We start from the raw sequence: 16,427 nt of genomic DNA on the forward strand, positions 1-16,427 counted from the left end.
AATGATTTGTGAAGATCAGTTGCAGCCTTTTCACAAAAAGGATGGTCAAGTAAAAACAAAAGAAATGAACCTTCACATATTTCCCTGGCCAACACAAGAACTAGAAAAGTTACGTGAGGCCGAAGTAAAAATGCGGGTAACACTTTCATATTTTATCGAACCCAACCCAGGAGAACGAGGATGGCAAAATAAACATTCTTACGCCTCTTATGGTTTGAGGCTTGCTATTAAGCGTTCCACAGAGACTTTGGAGGATTTTAGACAACGGATTAATAAGGAAGCCATAGAAACTGAAGAAAAAGTAACATCTACGGTAACAGGTGACAGTGGGTGGTTTCTAGGCCCAAAAACATGGAATCGCGGCTCAATTCATTCTGATATTTGGGAAGGTACGGCGGCTGAATTGGCTCAGAAAGATTCTATTGGTATATATCCTGTTGGTGGTTGGTGGAGATATAATTCAAGATGCGAAGGATGGAATAAAACTGCTAGATATGCTCTAATTGTTTCGCTCCGAGTTGTAGAGGAAGTTGAAGTTGATATTTACACTCCTATTTCTATTTCCAACAAAATTAAGCAAACTGTGGCTATTAATATGTAAGCTTCCAATGATCGGCATAACCAAGATGTGTGTTTGAGAAAAAGTAATGTTTAAGGTCGAGCGCTCGGCACTCCAACTTAACGAATAGGACAACTTAATTGCTAATCACTAATCGCCCCAAAACAATTAGTGATTAGCAATCTTACCCAAACGATCACATTTTGCTGATAATTCTTTGCAGGATTTCCACGCCTGATACCGCTTGCCAGCCAAACAGCCCCAAAAGCACAATATTCAGAAAGATGTGAGTGTTTCTCGCCCAATCACTGCCTTTTTGCATCAAAGGAGTCAGCGAGGCTGCGATCGCAATTATTGCCATCATTCCCAACCCTGCTAGCAAGTGCGGGCCGACAAATAGCTTGCCGTTGTTGATGTAGGTGACGGCCATCCCGACGATCGCAACCGTAACCATCAAGGCTAACAGCAAAGAACCCATCTGGTGGTGCTTGACGTTAAATTTGCCCTTAATTAACTCTTTTTTGAGTTCGCCTTCGGCACTTCTGGTACGTCGGATTTGAATGCCGAGATACAAAGCATAAAATGAGATGGCCAGCAGTACCCACATTAAAATTGGGTGGATGAATTGGCTCCAAACTTTCACTGACTGAGGAATTTCGAGATTCATAGTGTTCTGAGGATTAGCAAACATACTTCATAAAACTTAGCATACCAGTCAGGCCGTCTCGTGCGACGGTAAAAATATACGGTATGAGAGACTATTATGCCTGCCACTAAACAAGACGCTGTATTGATTCAAGCCGCCAAGACTGGCAACATTATTCACGTCCAAGCTTTACTCGCTAAGAATGTTAACGCTAACGCCAAAGACTCTGAGGGGACGACGGCTTTGATGTTTGCTGCCCAAAAGGGCTATACAGAAATCGTGCGTACTCTACTAAACAATGACGCTAATGTCAACCAGGTGAGCAGGCGTTTTGGGCTAACGGCTTTGATGCTGGCGGCGGCTCACAAACAAGCTGACTCTGTGCGGCTGTTGCTAGCTGCAGGTGCTGATGTTAATGCTAAAAATGATGATGGAAGTACGGCTTTGATGGCGGCTTCTCTGAAGGGCGATATCAATGTTGTGCGGATGTTACTTGATGCTAATGCTGATGTAAATGTCCAAGATAAAGATGGAGATTCAGCTCTGAAAATAGCTGCTTTATCCGGTCATCAAGCTGTTGTAAAAGCTTTGGTGGATGCGGGTGCTGTTGCTGACAATTCTATGCTGTTTTTAGCTGTCCGTCAAGGAAGCGCTGAAATTGTGCGAATTTTGCTCAATTGTGGGGCGGATGCTAATGTTAAAAATCTAGAGAGCAAAACTGCTTTGATGCTGGCTGCGACGGCGGGAAATTTGGCAGTTGTCGAGGCGCTGTTGGCTGCTGGTGCTGATGTCGAAATTCCCGACAAAAACGGAGAAACTGCTTTAACTTTGGCTGCGGATGCCGGCAATACTGATGTAGTGCAAACTTTGCTTGGTGCGGGTGCTAATGCGAATGTGAAAAACGGAGATGGGGGTACGGCTTTGATGGCCGCTGCTGCTGGGGGAAATGCGGCGATCGCCCATATCTTACTCGATGCTGGCGCCGATATCAACGCTAAGGATAAAGATGATGAAACTGCTTTAAATTTTGCCGTGGTTGAAGGCTGCGAAGATGTCGTGGAATTGCTCTTAAACCGAGGTGCTAGTGTCGGTTCCAGAAATCGGTTGGGCGATACGCCTTTACTGGTGGCGGCTGTTCACGGCCATAGTGCGATCGTATCGGCTTTACTGCAAAAAGTAAATTCAAATCGGGCTGATTTTCTGAATGCTAAAAACTTTGGGGAGACGGCTTTGACGCTGGCTGCGTTTCACGGACATACCGAGACTGTGAAAGCTTTGCTTGACGGCGGTGCCGATCCGAATGTCCCGGCGGATTTGGGGAAAACGGCTTTAATGAAGGCGTGCGATCGCGGTTATATTGCGATCGTCCAATTATTAGTCGAAAAAGGTGCCGATGTCAACTTGCTGGATGATTCGGGCGCAACTGCTTTAATGTGGGCTGCACATCGGGGTTATACTGAGGCAGTAAAGATTTTAATTGAATCTGGTGCAGAACTAAACCACAAAAATCCGGGAAATTATACAGCTTTAATGCTGGCTGAGTATAAGGGTTATTCCAGTGTGGTGAAATTGCTTAAAAGTGCTGGAGCACTGGAGTAAGAATTAAATAGTTTTGAGTAAGGTAATTCTGTCATTCTGAGGGTAGGCTTTGGGAAGTGAAGAAGCTCACATATCGGAACTTACGCACTGTAAGGGTGTGGCAATAATTGAGATTCTTCGCTTTACTCAGAATGACAAAATTAGGTGATTAGTGCGTCCAAGACTATGAATTAACCTCAGTTTGCTTTGCGTACCCAGCCGTTAATAGTAAAGCGGCTATCAGCAAAAGCTTTTGAGGGACAGCTAACTCGCAAAACTTCGTGCATATAGCGACTTAGAAAAAATACGATGCTGTTATTGCGAGGCTCAACGGTTCTGAATGTCTTGTCCGCAACATAAAAATTGTTCTCGATTTTGCTGTCATAAATCTGCAACTCGCCACCTGAAAAACCCTTGGGTTCTCGATAGAAATAGTAAACGTAAGTAAAAAATCGGCTGGCGGTATCTGGCGAGCCACTGTCGTTGTGAAGTTTATAAAAGTTGTTGTCATTGTGCATGGTTAGCTGAGCTTCTATCTCACCCAGGGGAAATGACGGAATATTTAAACTTTTCAGCACGTCGGGGAGAATTGCTTTGATGCGATTAACCATCAGTTCCGAAAATTCGGGGAACGAGTGGAGTACCATCGAACGCCGGTAATCTTCGGCATTAGTTGAGGTGCTGGTACTCACAAATTCTGATTCTTTTGCTAAGACATATTTAATGAGTTTGTTCTTTTCGGCGGGGGTCAAAAAGTTGTCTATTTGGGCGTAGCGAGATATTAAGTCGTCATTTACAGGCGGCGCAGGGGCGGGAATTTCTGTGACGGGAATTTCTACGGGAGTTGCAAGCTGCTGCGGTTGCAGTTCCTGCAAGTAAATTGGGGGTTCTGTGACTAATCCCACTAGGTGTTCGCCGGGAAAAAAAAGGGTGGAACGCCCGTCGTCTATGGGAATTTGAAATAAGGGTGAAAAACTGAGTGTTTGTTGGGTGCGATCGACTAATGTTTTGATCAGGCTGTGGAATAATGGTGTATCAGATTTGAGCGTGACGGTGCATTGATGTCCGCCAGTGAGCAGGATTTTGACTTTTACGTCTTCAGGTTTAATTTGCTGTTGAATTGTGGTATTCATAGCCGTTAGTTATAGAAAAAGGAAGTTCGGCAACGGATTCGCTCGACGGATGTAACGGATGGATGGATGGGACAAGAAAGAAGGAAGATGGAAGATGGAAGAACAAAAATTCAATCATTGCTTGAGGGCGGGCTAGAAGCCCACCCCACAATAGAATTGACTCTTTGTGGAATAGGCATCTTCCCTATTCGTGACAGATACCTAAGATGTCATTACTAGACTACGAACTTAATTAATGCAAGAAGTGGCGGATATCAGTGAAAACCATTGTGATTCCGAGTTGGTTGGCTGCTTCAATGGAATCTCGATCGCGCATACTTCCTCCTGGTTGGACGATCGCAATTATCCCCGCCTCAGCCGCCGTTTTGACGGAATCGTCGAAGGGGAAGAAACCGTCACTGGCCAAAATCGCTCCTTTGCTCTTGTCTCCTGCTTGTTCTAATGCTAGTTTAACCGAACCCACGCGATTCATTTGTCCGGCGCCGACACCGATTGTAGTGCGATCGCGCGTCACAACGATCGCATTTGATTTGACGTGTTTCGCTACTTTCCAAGCAAACAGCAATTCTTCCAACTCTTGGGCCGTCGGCTGTTTCTCAGTAACAACCCGCCATTTGCTAGTTTCTTCTACTATATTATCTGAGTCTTGCACCAGCAAACCGCCTGCAATAACTTTAACAGTTTGTGGCGGCCCTTGAGTCAAATCTGGCAAAATTAATACTCGAACTTTCGCCTTTTTCTTGATAATTTGTTCTGCTTCTGGTTCGCACCCCGGCGCGACAATACATTCTAAAAATGTTTGAGTTAATGCCGTTGCAGTAGCAGCATCAATCGGGCGATTGAGGGCGACAATTCCACCGAAAGCTGAGACTGAATCGGTGTCGAAGGCTTTTTGATACGCTTCAGAAATAGTTGTTCCCAAGGCTGTGCCGCAAGGATTTGTATGCTTCAGAATAGCGGCAGCGGGTGTGTCGGGGAATTCTACGATCAGCCGCCTTGCTGCTTCTAAATCTACTAAATTATTGTAGCTTAATTCTTTGCCTTGCAGGATGGTGCTAGTCGTCCAGCCTGTCGGTGTATTTCCGCTTTGATACCAGGTGGCGGCTTGATGTGGATTTTCGCCGTAGCGCAGAGTTTGCAACTCTTTTCCTGATAAATTAAACTCGTCGGGTAGCGAAGATTCTTCAGCGGATTGGCTGCTGCTGAGATAAGTTGCGATCGCGCGATCGTAGTTTGCTGTATGTTTGAAGGTTTCTAGCGCACATCTTTGCCGAAACTCTAAGGAGGCTTCGCCGCCATTTTCCCGCAGTTCTTTTAAATAAGTATTGTACTGTTCTGGATCGCACAACACTGTCAAATGAGCGTGGTTTTTGGCGGAAGCTCTCAACATTGCCGGCCCGCCGATATCTATCTGCTCAATTGCGTCTGCTAGAGTAACTCCTGGTTTAGAAATTGTCTCTTCAAATGGATACAAATTGACTACAACTAGATCGATCGCCCGAATTTGATTTGCTGTTAAGTCTGCGAGGTCTTCCGGTACATCGCGGCGTGCTAAAATGCCACCGTGGATTCGCGGGTGAAGTGTTTTGACTCGCCCTCCCAAAATTTCGGGAGAACCAGTATATTCCGCAACTTTGGTCACTGGGATGCCTGCTTCTTTGAGGGCTGTTGCTGTCCCGCCACTACTAATTATGTCAAATTCAAATTCTTCTACTAGACTGCGCGCTAAGTCGATTAGCCCGGTTTTATTGGATGTACTCAGAAGTGCTAGACGTGCCATTGGTTTGAAATTGCGATCGCAAAAATAGATAGGTTATATTCTATATCACATCTGCCTGCAGGGAGATGATTTGGTAATGGCTAATTATGATTATTTTTGAGGATTTAAAGATGAGTCCGCTAATTTTTAAGTATATTTTTTGTCAAAATTATATATTAATTTATACTGACCCGTGGCTTTTAAATATTTAAGACTTTTGCGTGGAACTGATTATTTTGTGAGTGGGAGAGGGATTGAAGCCATCTCCAGCTTGCACCGTTCGTATCGCTACGTAAGTGTCAATGTTGTGGAAATTACTTAATAAAACGTAATAGATAATTATAGTGCGATTACTCAGGAATTTTAACGAAGTTTTAGGATGAATTAGAAAAGTAATGTGCTAGCATCGGGTGTAAATTGCTCCCTCCCTAAATTTCCCGGAAAATAGGGCGATCGCAATAGGTTAATGTCAAAAATAATCGGGTAGGGTAGAAATATGTTTTTTCAAGAAGCCGATCCAGAAAATAAGCTCAGTAATATTAGCAGGAACAACAAAAAAACAGCTCCAAATCTGACCAATAGAACAGGCTACCAACAGATGACAAAAAAAAGAGCCGAGACTTCGACCGAGGCAAATATTTCCGAAGCTTATAGTCTTAGCCTGTGCGAATTGCAGCAGATGGAGCGAGCAATGGAACAGCTAAAGCAGGATTTGAAAGCTAGCGAATCTCGGTTTCGGAATGTGATCGAAAAAAATGCCGACGGCATCGCAATCGTCAACAAGCTAGGACTTATTTGTTTTGCCAACCCGTCAGCAGAAGCGCTGTTTAACTGCACTGCTGAGGAACTTCTAGGGCAAGCATTTTTTGGCAATTTAGTAGTAGAAGTTTCAGCTTGCGACCTTGAGATGGCGACGGATATTATTCCCCAAGTTGGAAAAACAGAAGCACCAGGAACTCGCGTCGTGCAAACAGAAGTTGAAGCTATTCGCAAGCAAAAAGCAAATGCTGTAGTAGAAATGCGGGTGGTGGAAACGGAATGGGATGGAGAAATGGCTTATTTAGCTACGCTGCGGGACATTACCGATCGCAAGCGCGCAGAAGAAATGCTTTGGTTGTACGATCGAGCGATAGCAGCTACGAGTACCGGAGTTACGATTTCTGACGCCACTGACCCCGAAAATCCAATTATTTATTGCAATCCCGCATTTGAAAGTATGACAGGTTATCGGCGGCAGGAAATTATCGGGAAAAACGGCCGATTTTTGCACGGAAGCGATACTGATCCGGCGGCAGTAGAAATAATTCGCCAAGCCTTGCAAACAGAAAGCGAGTGCAAGGTAATATTAAAGAATTACCGCAAAGATGGAACCGCGTTCTGGAATTGTTTCTCAATATCTCCTGTGCGCGATCGACTGGGCAAATTAACTCATTTTATTGGTGTACAGAGAGACATCACTGAGCGCAAACAAGCCGAAGAAGCCTTGCATAATTCTGAAGCACAAAGCAGAGAACAAGCCGCTCAACTAGCAGCCACACTTAACGAACTCAAAGCCACTAATTCCCAATTAGTTCAAAGCGAAAAAATGTCTAGTTTGGGATTGCTACTTGCCGGTGTCGCTCACGAAATTAACAACCCCGTCAGCTTCATTTACGGCAATCTCGCTCATCTGACAAATTATACTCAAGACTTGTTTGATCACCTCGAACTTTATCAACAGCACTATCCTAATCCAGTCGCAGAAATTCAAGAGCAAAGAGAAAAAAATGATCTAGATTTTTTAGCTGAAGATTTACCTAAAATACTGTCTTCAATGAGCGTTGGTGTCGAGCGGATTTGCCAGATTGTGCAGTCGCTGCGGAACTTTTCGCGGCACGACGATTCACAGATGAAACCTGTTAACCTCCACGAAGGTATTGACAGCACGCTGTTAATTTTAAATCACCGTTTGAAAGGGAACGGAGAAAAGCCGCCAATTCAAATTGTCAAACAATACGGAGAATTGCCGACTGTTGAGTGTTTTGCTGGGCCGATAAATCAAGTTTTTATGAATATTCTCAGCAATGCGATCGATGCTTTAGAAGATGCGAACAGTAGGCAAAATTGTCAAGAAATGCTAAAAAATCCCAGCCAAATTAGGATTGGTACTGAAGTTGTCGGCAATCTTGTAGAAATTAAAATTGCCGACAACGGCCCGGGAATAACTGAGCAAGTCAAACAGCAGATATTCGATACATTTTTTACTACCAAGCCCATTGGCAAAGGCACGGGAATGGGCTTGTCAATTAGCTATCAAATTATTGTAGAAAGACACAAAGGCGAATTATATTGTACTTCGGAATTGGGCAAGGGCACGGAATTTACTATCAAAATTCCGATCGCACCGTAGCGCGGAATGTGCAATCTGCACCTTACCAACTTGATATACAGGCAAACAAGCGAGCGGGACGCTCGCACTCCTAAAAAACGAGAAAAATCGTTTTTTCTCGTTACCCGACTCTGGCTGGGAACGCATACTTAGAGGCTTTGCCTCCCCATTGTAGAGAGAATTGTCAGGTGCTTTTCTGCTCACCTTACCCCCATAAATAACTAATTAAAAAACCTCTGCACCCTCCAACTTCTTAAAAGTTTCAACCTTAGCCCTCGCCGCTTCCCCGCAAGTCTTCGGCGTCGGAAACATCTTCCCAGGATTCGCCAAACCTTTCGGATTAAACACCTGACGTACCCACTGCATCGTCTCCAAATCTACCTCTGAAAACATATCCGGCATAAAACACTTCTTATCAGCACCGATGCCGTGTTCTCCCGAAAGACTTCCCCCAACTTTCACGCAAAGCCTGAGAATTTCTCCGCCCAATTCTTCCACCTTTTCCAGCGCACCTTTTACCGAGTTATCGTACAGAATCAGCGGGTGCAAATTCCCGTCTCCCGCGTGAAATACATTAGCAATCCGATAACCGTATTTCTCGCTCAAACCCTCAATTTCTTTCAAAACATAAGCCATTTGCGTTCGCGGAATTACGCCGTCTTGCACGTAATAATCCGGGCTGAGATGACCCGCAGCCGCAAAAGCCGCTTTCCGCCCTTTCCAAATTTTTAGGCGCGTTTCCGGGTCGCTTGCCGTGGTGATATTTCGCGCTCCGTTGTGCTTGCAAATATCGGCAATCCGCTGTTTGTTTGTGGCAACTTCCACTTCTAAACCGTCGATTTCTACAAGTAGAATTGCCGCCGCATCGCGGGGATAACATCCAGTTGCCACCACATCTTCCACAGCATTGATGCTGATGTTGTCCATGATTTCCATGCCGCCGGGAATAATGCCAGCGCTGATAATATCGGAAACCGATTCGCCGGCTGCTTCTATACTGGAAAAATCCGCTAGGAGAACGCAAATCGATTCCGGCGCTTTGAGAATTCGCAGAGTAACTTCTGTGGCAATTCCTAAAGTGCCTTCGGAACCGACAAATACACCAGTTAAATCGTAACCGGGCATTTCGGAAATTTCGCCACCGACATCGACAATTGAACCGTCCGCAACTACCAATTTTAATCCTAAAACGTGATTAGTTGTGACTCCGTATTTGAGGCAGTGAACGCCGCCAGAATTTTCGGCAACGTTGCCACCAATTGAACAAACAATTTGGCTGGAAGGATCGGGCGCGTAGTAGAAACCTGCGCCGCTAACTGCTTGCGTTACCCAGTTATTAATTACTCCCGGTTGCACGACTACTTGCTGATTTTCTAAGTCTACTTTCAGGATTTTTCGCATCAAGGCAGTGACAATCAGCACGCAGTTTTCTACAGGCAAAGCGCCGCCGGAAAGGCCTGTTCCTGCGCCTCTAGCCACCCAGGGAATTGAGTTGCGATCGCATATTTTGACCACTTGCGCCACTTCCTCCGTAGTTCGAGGCAATACCGCCACGGCGGGGCGCTGGCGGTAGCTGGCGAGTCCGTCGCACTCATAGACAATCAATTCTTCGCGGCGCTGTACGACGCCATTTTTGCCAACTACAGCCTCGAATTCTTTAATAACGGGTTTCCAGTTGCGTTCTGTTTCTAGGGCTATCATTAGTGAATTTAATTAGGGAACTATCAATAATATTGTGACAAACTTTACTATTTTTGTGCAATTAATTATTTTTCTAAGGGTTGCAATATTGACAAAGGGAAGGATCGGCAGTCTCTCGACCGTCGGGAAATAGTTTTTCTTTAGTATAACCGCACTTTTTGCATTTATAGATTGCCGATCGCGCTAGCTGAGTCGGAAAATAGCACAGTCCGCAGGGCAATCCGATTTTCATCTCAGCAATATCGAATCCCGGCCAACCGCACTCCGGGCAGAATTGCTTGAATTTTTTAACTAAATCGAGAGTTGCATTTTCGATGTTTTTCATCCGAGTTGGATTGTACATCGCCCGCATATCTGTTTCGATGTGAACTCGGCCGGTTGACGATTTTTTTAAGCCTGCTGTCACAGCGTCAAAAAGTTGTTTTTCTGTCCTAATGCCCTTGACAATTTCGCCGTTACCGAGTGCAGTGTCGCCAACTATAACCACCAGTGCGTGTTCTGGAAATCCAGCTTTTTTAGCAAAATCATCTGCTTCTTCTATACTGGAAACTAACTCGTGACTGTAGTTAGTTTCAACGGAGAAAGAGTCGCCGATGAGTTCTAGATTGTTGGCTCGATCTAATAAAATTACGATTTCTCTGTTAGCTGGCAGATACGGCATCATTGGGTGAGGGCCGAAAGTACCTTCGCTGGCAAAGGCAAGAGTTTCGCCGGCAATTTCTAGGGCTTTTTGTGCTTTATGGCGAGCCGCTTCTATTTGTGTTCCTAAGCGTTTAACTTCTCTGGTGAAGGTGCCGAAACTGTCTGTGTCAAGCGCCGCCGGTACTAGGATATTTACACCCAATTCTCGTTCCAAAACGGGAGCCATCACCCGTTCTTTTTGGTGCATGGTAGCAAGAACTGCGGTGCGATCGTTCAATAATTGATGTTTGCTCATCTATTTTAATTGCTAAAAATCAAACTGATGTCACTACGGGCTTTTATTGCTTGACAAATCAATTACAAAATTTTCTCCATCATCATAAATCCGCTTTCGGCTTGCGCCAAGCTTTTGTAAGCTATCTTGAAATTCAAAAGTGTTCAACGCCTGATTTCGTAGCCAGAAAGGCCATTTTGCGCTGAGTCTAACTTGTAAAGATTTCCTAGGAAAGTTCGCTTCATTAGCGTAAGAATATGCAACATATTTAATCGATTGTGAAATTAGATAATCTGCTAGCTTTTCTTCTCCTTTAAATGAAGGCATACCGGGCGGAAGGCTAGCCCCGCCTGGGTAGTCGGCAATCCAGATTGTATGTTTCCTAAAATTCATTAAAAAAGGTTTGTCAAGTCTTGTTAAAACTATTTCTTTTTCCGGAACCGAATCTAGCATTCTTGCATATTTATCGCGCTCTTGTGGTATCACTAAAGGTAGATTATTTAACCGCCTGGATATTCTATCTAGGGGGTTAGGAACTTTTCCCAAATTCTTGTAACTCTGAAAACCGAGTGCTACTAATAAAGACAAAATTAGTGCTCCGCTAAAGGCATTTTTTTTAATTTTTATTATATTTAAGTTATTTGGCTGGATATTTTCCCCCAAAACTGAGATGAATATGACGAACATCACTACTAATAGCGGATATGAATAGCGGTAGATATCTGACCCTCCTGTAGAAAATAATATCACCGCATTTCCCGTGACTGCACCAATAAAAATAGACAGGGTTGCTTCCCGAACAATTGGCTTTTTACCGAGACCAATTATCCCAAATCTAATTGCCAATACAGTCGGTATAGAAATAATTGTTAAAATTGCATACAGCGTGAGTTGAATTGCTAGGTTTGGGGGAATTTCACTGTTAGGAAGCTTGACCGAGCCTCCGTATACAGAACCATGAAAACCTCTACCAAATATGGGATATAGTAAAGTCCCTGATGACTGATATAGTGAGATTGACCAGGGTAAAATAAACATAGCCAATAAAATACTAGCCAAACAAAATTCGTAAATTGCTTTATGCTTTATGTGGCTTCCTCCAAGGATATAAAAAAAATAACTACAAGTGAAGAAAATAATACACGGGGGAATAAATGTGCTTTTTAAAGCGCAGATGGCGGCTGCAAGCAATCCTATAATCGCAGCATTACTTTCGATATTTGTTCCTTTGAGGTGATCCCACTCAAAAACTCTAAATAAGCTCAAGAAAAGACATACCGGAATTAATATACCCGCTATATTTATATGAGGAACGCGGCTAATCGATAAAAAGCCGAACACAATCATTAGTGTCGAGTTTTTTGAAATCTTTTTTTGCTGACAGTATCCGATAATTAGCCCTATCATTATGACTAAGGCGCAGCCGGGATCGATAAGATATAAACTTCTTTCATCCAACACGCTGAGACTGAACGTATGCAAGAATGATTGTCCTCCCAGTGCAGATACCAGTCTTCTTTCGCTGAAAGGATCGGAACCAAGAGAACCTATTTGAAGCATTTTATGGGGAAATACAAAATAGGCGTGGTAGTCATCGTGAAGATTAAATTTATGCCAAGAAACCGAACCACTGTATTGCACAGCAGTCATAAGGCAAGCGATAACAGTCCCGATCGCAAAAAAAATATTTTCTTTGAAAGCATTAATTAATCGATTCAGATCGTCGGCGATCGCAGTTTTATTGGCCCAGGCCTCTATTATTCCGTAAAGTGCGCCCAAGCATATATATATTAAAAGAGTTGCTTGTGAAATAGTCCATGTCACATTTAATAAACCCCCAAATATAACACTCCAAGCTATCCCCCAAGCCGCTCTTTGCCCCCAGTCAACTGTGTAATCGGGAAAAAGGATGCGGTTGACCGCTCCACCCCAGCCAATCAGGGATACAAGAATGCAAATTCCCCATGCAAAAGAAAGAAAATAATAATTCATAATTGTGAGTTCGGTATCGATTCATAAGGTAATACTTGGACGCACCCTTTAGCTTAATTTATCAACTCAGGACTCAAAGATCAATATCAAAAGCGACCGCTAGTTGCCTCCAGTCACTCCCCCTGCTTGACCTCTGAGTACAAAAATTACTCCCGTCATAATTAGCGCCACGCCTACTAACCGCAGCGGCGGCAAAGGCTCGTGAAATATCAGTTTGCCACCTAAAACAGTAAATAGGTAACTAATTGACAGTAAAGGCGAGACTATGCTAAGGTTGGCCCGCGACAAAACTACAATAAAGCCGATAGAAGAAATTGCATACAAAGAAAGACCACCTACTATCAACGGCTGAGTAGCCATTGCTATAATTTTTTCTATTAAATTAGCAGCGCCAATTGGCCCTAATATTTTAGCTCCTGCCTTGAGACTAAATTGACCTGCTACGCCGCACAATATTGCAGCAAGCAATAACATAAAAACGCTTCTATTCATAAATTTACTAACCTATAGTACAATCAAAAATTGCCGTTCCCAAAAACCTGAAAAACTTTAATTAATTTTTGTTAGGTTTTATTCACCACTAATATTTTAAGCAGAGATACGGGAAAATCAAGTATGGTCGATCACGATCGAGAGTGGAATAAATATATGGCAGAACAGACCAATCCAAGCGGAGAATACACTCTAGAACTATCGATACTCATGCCTTGCCTGAACGAAGCAGAAACTTTAGAAATCTGCATCGATAAGGCCCAGAAGTCCCTGCGCGAACTTGATATTGCCGGCGAGGTCATCATAGCAGACAACGGCAGCACTGACGGTTCTCAAGCTATCGCTACCAGAATGGGAGCGAGAGTCGTCCCCGTAGCAGCCAAAGGCTACGGCAGCGCCCTCATGGGAGGCATCATCGCAGCGCGCGGAGTTTATATTATCATGGGCGATGCTGACGATAGCTACAATTTTTCCAACCTCGGTGCTTTTGTCAACAAATTGCGAGAAGGTTTCGACTTAGTAATGGGAAACCGCTTTCAAGGGGGCATCAAACCGGGTGCAATGCCGCCGCTGCACAAATATTTAGGAAATCCGGTGCTGACATGGGTTGGGCGGCTATTCTTTGCCAGTCCCGTCGGTGATTTTCACTGCGGACTCAGGGGTTTTAGGAGAGACTCAATTTTGAAACTCGACTTGCAAACAACGGGGATGGAATTTGCTAGCGAAATGGTGGTCAAGGCCTCTGTATACAAGCTGCGGATAACTGAAATCCCAACCGTACTTTCTCCCGACGGTCGATCGCGCCCGCCGCACTTGCGAACTTGGCGAGATGGCTGGCGGCACCTCCGATTTTTGCTGCTTTACAGTCCTCGCTGGCTGTTTTTGTATCCGGGTACTGCGCTGATGATTTGGGGTCTAATTGTTAGCATTTGGCTGTTGCCCGGTACTCAAAAAATCGGGGGTATCAGCTTTGATGTACACACGCTGCTGTATGGTGCGATCGCAATTATCATCGGTTTTCAAGCAGTCACTTTCGCTTTTTTCACCAAGATTTTTGCCATCAGCGAGAAATTCCTGCCCGAAGACCCCAAACTCAACAAAATATTTCGCTATGTCACCCTAGAGACAGGATTGATTGTCGGAGTCACGCTGATTTTAATCGGAATAGTTGGCTCGTTCTTGTCATTAACTATCTGGAGCGAAACGGCTTTCGGTTCTCTCGACCCTTCTAAAACTCTGCGTTTGGTTATTCCCTCGCTCACTTGCCTGACTGTTGGTTTGCAGATGGTTTTGTCGAGCTTTTTTCTCAGCGTGCTGAGCTTGAAGCGTAGGTGATAATATTCAAGGTACTGGCAACATTCCTCAAAACTAAATTTCCATGCAGAGGAAGTTCAGGGCGATCGCAATGCAGGCAATATCGGGGCGATCGCAATGCAGGGAAAATTAGGGCCGCTGGAGCCAAATTTCAGACTATCTGGTATAATCAAACAGCCCGATCTAATAATTTTCAATAGCTATGAACTATGAAAACTCAAGAACTTCGCCAGAAGCTTAAGTAATCCATAGATCGCTTATCTCCTGAACGGCTGCTCGTTGTGGATGATTTCTTAGCTTATTTATTAGCAGAACATGAAAGCAATGAAGCTACGGTGGGATGATTAAAAATTCCCGGTTTTATTGAAGTATTTAATAAAGCCAAAAAAGATGTAGCCGCAGGTAAGGTGACTTCTGTTGAGCAACTCAAACGAAAATACTGATGAAAGTCTAAAGTTTTATTCAGTCGTTCTTAGCTTTGATGATCAAAATTGTTTTAATAGTAAAAATAAAGAATAGTTGATATTAGCTATGCAGCGAATATTTGAGGCTATATTAAAGGGAAACGTTTTAGAATGGGCTAATGAGGTTCCAACAGAGGGCGATCGCCCTGTCAGAGTTTATGTTATTTTACAAGAAGAGCGATCGACTTTAAGCGCTGAGTTTCGCCGTCAGAGAATAGTTGAAATATTGGAAAAAATTGCAGCTAATAATGTCTTTGCTGAGATTAGCGATCCCGTGGAATGGCAGCGAGATTTGCGTCAAGACCGTCCACTTCCAGGTAGGGGTGAATAATGAATGCTGCTAGACAGTAATATTATTATCTACGCTTCCCAGCCAGAAAACTCGCAGATTAGGCATTTTATTGGCGAAAATGACATAGTTGTATCGGCAATAAGTTACCTTGAAGTCTTGGGTTATCATCGGCTAACTGAAGAGTATAGATTGTACTTTGAGGAATTCTTTGGTGTGGTGGAGGTTGTACCAATTTCTAACGCTGTACTCGATCGCGCAGTGCTGTTGCGAGAGATAAGGGAAATGACACTTGGGGATGCTATTATTGCGGCAACAGCTTTGGTATATGACAGAACTTTAGTAACAAGAAATATAGGGGATTTTCTCTGGATTGCTGAACTCACACTGATTAACCCGTTTGAGGCTTAAGAAAGATGGGCGATTCCCTACCCTTCTGGAACCCCTACGCGAAGATAGCTTTGGTCGCGCGGACTTGGAAAAAAAAGGGCGAGCGCCTGTGATTCTATTTGAACTACGCAAACATCAAGCGACCTTTCGGTTGTGGAATAGGACGACCCAGTGCGTTAGCCGTTTCTATCCACTCCTGCATAATAATTTCTAGATTCTCCAATGACTCCTGATAAGTTTCACCATCCGCAGCACATCCCGGTAATTCAGGTACTTCCGCAATAAATACCTGGTCTTCCTCACTCCAGTAAATGATTACTTCATACTTCATTATCATCTTGGTTAACCAATTTATATTTCAGAATTACTGCCCGAACTTGCTTTACTTGATAAGCTTTAGCTTTTGATTTATCTGCTTTCTGGGGTTGGAGGTTGATAATTTCTGCGACTCCCTCCTTCGTGAAAATATGGTGACTCCCCTTAATGGTTACCTCAAATCCTAAAATCTGGAGTATTTGACATAAATCGCTAAAGGAAAAATTAGCATCAGATGCACCAAGCATCAGCTTGCCTAGGAGTTTGTTTATTTGAGTCATTAATTTACTTTAATATATTGATTGTTTACTAAAAATTTTATATATAAATATATGATAACACACTAACTAGAGATTTTCACCGAGAGTTTGTGTAAAGTTTTCCCTACTGATGAAGGTGGTAGGAGTACGGTAATCCCTACTCTTAAGCTATACCAATTCTATTAAATTTATTTACATAAACTTGACCTTTTCAAAACAGTGCAGGGGTATCCGCTACCCCTACACAATTC

The 16,427-nt window shown here is 43.6% G+C and carries 14 protein-coding genes and 1 pseudogene; 6 read left to right on the top strand and 9 right to left on the bottom strand.

The window, feature by feature from the left end; translation table 11 throughout:
* A pseudogene (locus tag QUA57_RS19815) lies at positions 1 to 601 on the top strand (hypothetical protein); the annotation flags it as partial.
* Positions 602 to 755: 154 nt separating this feature from the next.
* On the opposite strand, the gene QUA57_RS19820 reads toward QUA57_RS19815, so the two are convergent.
* The gene (locus QUA57_RS19820; RefSeq protein WP_333063238.1) at positions 756 to 1,226 is read right to left on the bottom strand and encodes a DUF4079 domain-containing protein; all 471 of its coding nucleotides are present in this window, start codon (positions 1,224 to 1,226) and stop codon (positions 756 to 758) included.
* A gap of 96 nt (positions 1,227 to 1,322) precedes the next feature.
* Between QUA57_RS19820 and QUA57_RS19825 the strand changes: the two genes are divergently transcribed.
* On the top strand, positions 1,323 to 2,804 hold the full coding sequence (locus QUA57_RS19825; protein ID WP_333063236.1) for an ankyrin repeat domain-containing protein: 1,482 nt from the start codon (positions 1,323 to 1,325) through the stop codon (positions 2,802 to 2,804).
* Positions 2,805 to 2,980: 176 nt separating this feature from the next.
* Here QUA57_RS19825 and QUA57_RS19830 read toward each other — a convergent pair whose 3' ends face one another.
* The gene (locus QUA57_RS19830; protein WP_333063234.1) at positions 2,981 to 3,916 is read right to left on the bottom strand and encodes a 2OG-Fe(II) oxygenase; all 936 of its coding nucleotides are present in this window, start codon (positions 3,914 to 3,916) and stop codon (positions 2,981 to 2,983) included.
* 232 nt (positions 3,917 to 4,148) lie between these two features.
* Complete coding sequence (gene purH / locus QUA57_RS19835; RefSeq protein WP_333063232.1) at positions 4,149 to 5,696, bottom strand: bifunctional phosphoribosylaminoimidazolecarboxamide formyltransferase/IMP cyclohydrolase; 1,548 nt, start codon at positions 5,694 to 5,696, stop codon at positions 4,149 to 4,151.
* A gap of 577 nt (positions 5,697 to 6,273) precedes the next feature.
* Between purH and QUA57_RS19840 the strand changes: the two genes are divergently transcribed.
* Complete coding sequence (locus tag QUA57_RS19840; protein WP_333063231.1) at positions 6,274 to 8,064, top strand: PAS domain S-box protein; 1,791 nt, start codon at positions 6,274 to 6,276, stop codon at positions 8,062 to 8,064.
* 204 nt (positions 8,065 to 8,268) lie between these two features.
* Here QUA57_RS19840 and glcD read toward each other — a convergent pair whose 3' ends face one another.
* The 4 genes from glcD to QUA57_RS19860 form a co-directional block, all read right to left on the bottom strand.
* Positions 8,269 to 9,744 carry a glycolate oxidase subunit GlcD gene (glcD, locus tag QUA57_RS19845; protein WP_333063229.1) on the bottom strand — a complete coding sequence of 492 codons (1,476 nt, stop codon included), beginning with the start codon at positions 9,742 to 9,744 and terminating at the stop codon, positions 8,269 to 8,271.
* Positions 9,745 to 9,817: 73 nt separating this feature from the next.
* Positions 9,818 to 10,681, bottom strand: a complete 864-nt coding sequence (locus tag QUA57_RS19850) for a DUF6671 family protein (protein ID WP_333063227.1) — start codon at positions 10,679 to 10,681, stop codon at positions 9,818 to 9,820.
* A gap of 33 nt (positions 10,682 to 10,714) precedes the next feature.
* Positions 10,715 to 12,652 (bottom strand): hypothetical protein, encoded by a 1,938-nt coding sequence (locus QUA57_RS19855; protein WP_333063226.1) that lies wholly within the window; start codon positions 12,650 to 12,652, stop codon positions 10,715 to 10,717.
* A 99-nt stretch (positions 12,653 to 12,751) separates the two neighbouring features.
* Positions 12,752 to 13,144: a transporter gene (locus QUA57_RS19860; RefSeq protein ID WP_333041483.1), complete on the bottom strand. Its 393-nt coding sequence runs from the start codon at positions 13,142 to 13,144 to the stop codon at positions 12,752 to 12,754.
* Between the two features lie 123 nt (positions 13,145 to 13,267).
* On the opposite strand from QUA57_RS19860, the gene QUA57_RS19865 reads away from it, so the two are divergent.
* The 3 genes from QUA57_RS19865 to QUA57_RS19875 all read left to right on the top strand — a co-directional run bounded on the left by QUA57_RS19865 (position 13,268) and on the right by QUA57_RS19875 (position 15,622).
* Positions 13,268 to 14,479, top strand: a complete 1,212-nt coding sequence (locus QUA57_RS19865) for a glycosyltransferase family 2 protein (protein ID WP_333251280.1) — start codon at positions 13,268 to 13,270, stop codon at positions 14,477 to 14,479.
* A gap of 510 nt (positions 14,480 to 14,989) precedes the next feature.
* Entirely contained in the window at positions 14,990 to 15,253 is a 264-nt protein-coding gene (locus tag QUA57_RS19870; RefSeq protein ID WP_333063223.1) for a hypothetical protein, read from the top strand.
* A gap of 3 nt (positions 15,254 to 15,256) precedes the next feature.
* The gene (locus tag QUA57_RS19875; protein ID WP_333063222.1) at positions 15,257 to 15,622 is read left to right on the top strand and encodes a type II toxin-antitoxin system VapC family toxin; all 366 of its coding nucleotides are present in this window, start codon (positions 15,257 to 15,259) and stop codon (positions 15,620 to 15,622) included.
* A 103-nt stretch (positions 15,623 to 15,725) separates the two neighbouring features.
* Here QUA57_RS19875 and QUA57_RS19880 read toward each other — a convergent pair whose 3' ends face one another.
* Positions 15,726 to 15,932 carry a type II toxin-antitoxin system HicB family antitoxin gene (locus QUA57_RS19880; RefSeq protein WP_333063221.1) on the bottom strand — a complete coding sequence of 69 codons (207 nt, stop codon included), beginning with the start codon at positions 15,930 to 15,932 and terminating at the stop codon, positions 15,726 to 15,728.
* Positions 15,922 to 16,197: a type II toxin-antitoxin system HicA family toxin gene (locus QUA57_RS19885; RefSeq protein ID WP_333041489.1), complete on the bottom strand. Its 276-nt coding sequence runs from the start codon at positions 16,195 to 16,197 to the stop codon at positions 15,922 to 15,924. Before QUA57_RS19885 ends, QUA57_RS19880 begins: the two co-directional genes overlap by 11 nt.
* Between the last annotated feature and the right edge of the window lie 230 nt (positions 16,198 to 16,427).

Source organism: Microcoleus sp. Pol7_B2 (assembly GCF_036701035.1).
GTDB lineage: Bacteria > Cyanobacteriota > Cyanobacteriia > Cyanobacteriales > Microcoleaceae > Microcoleus.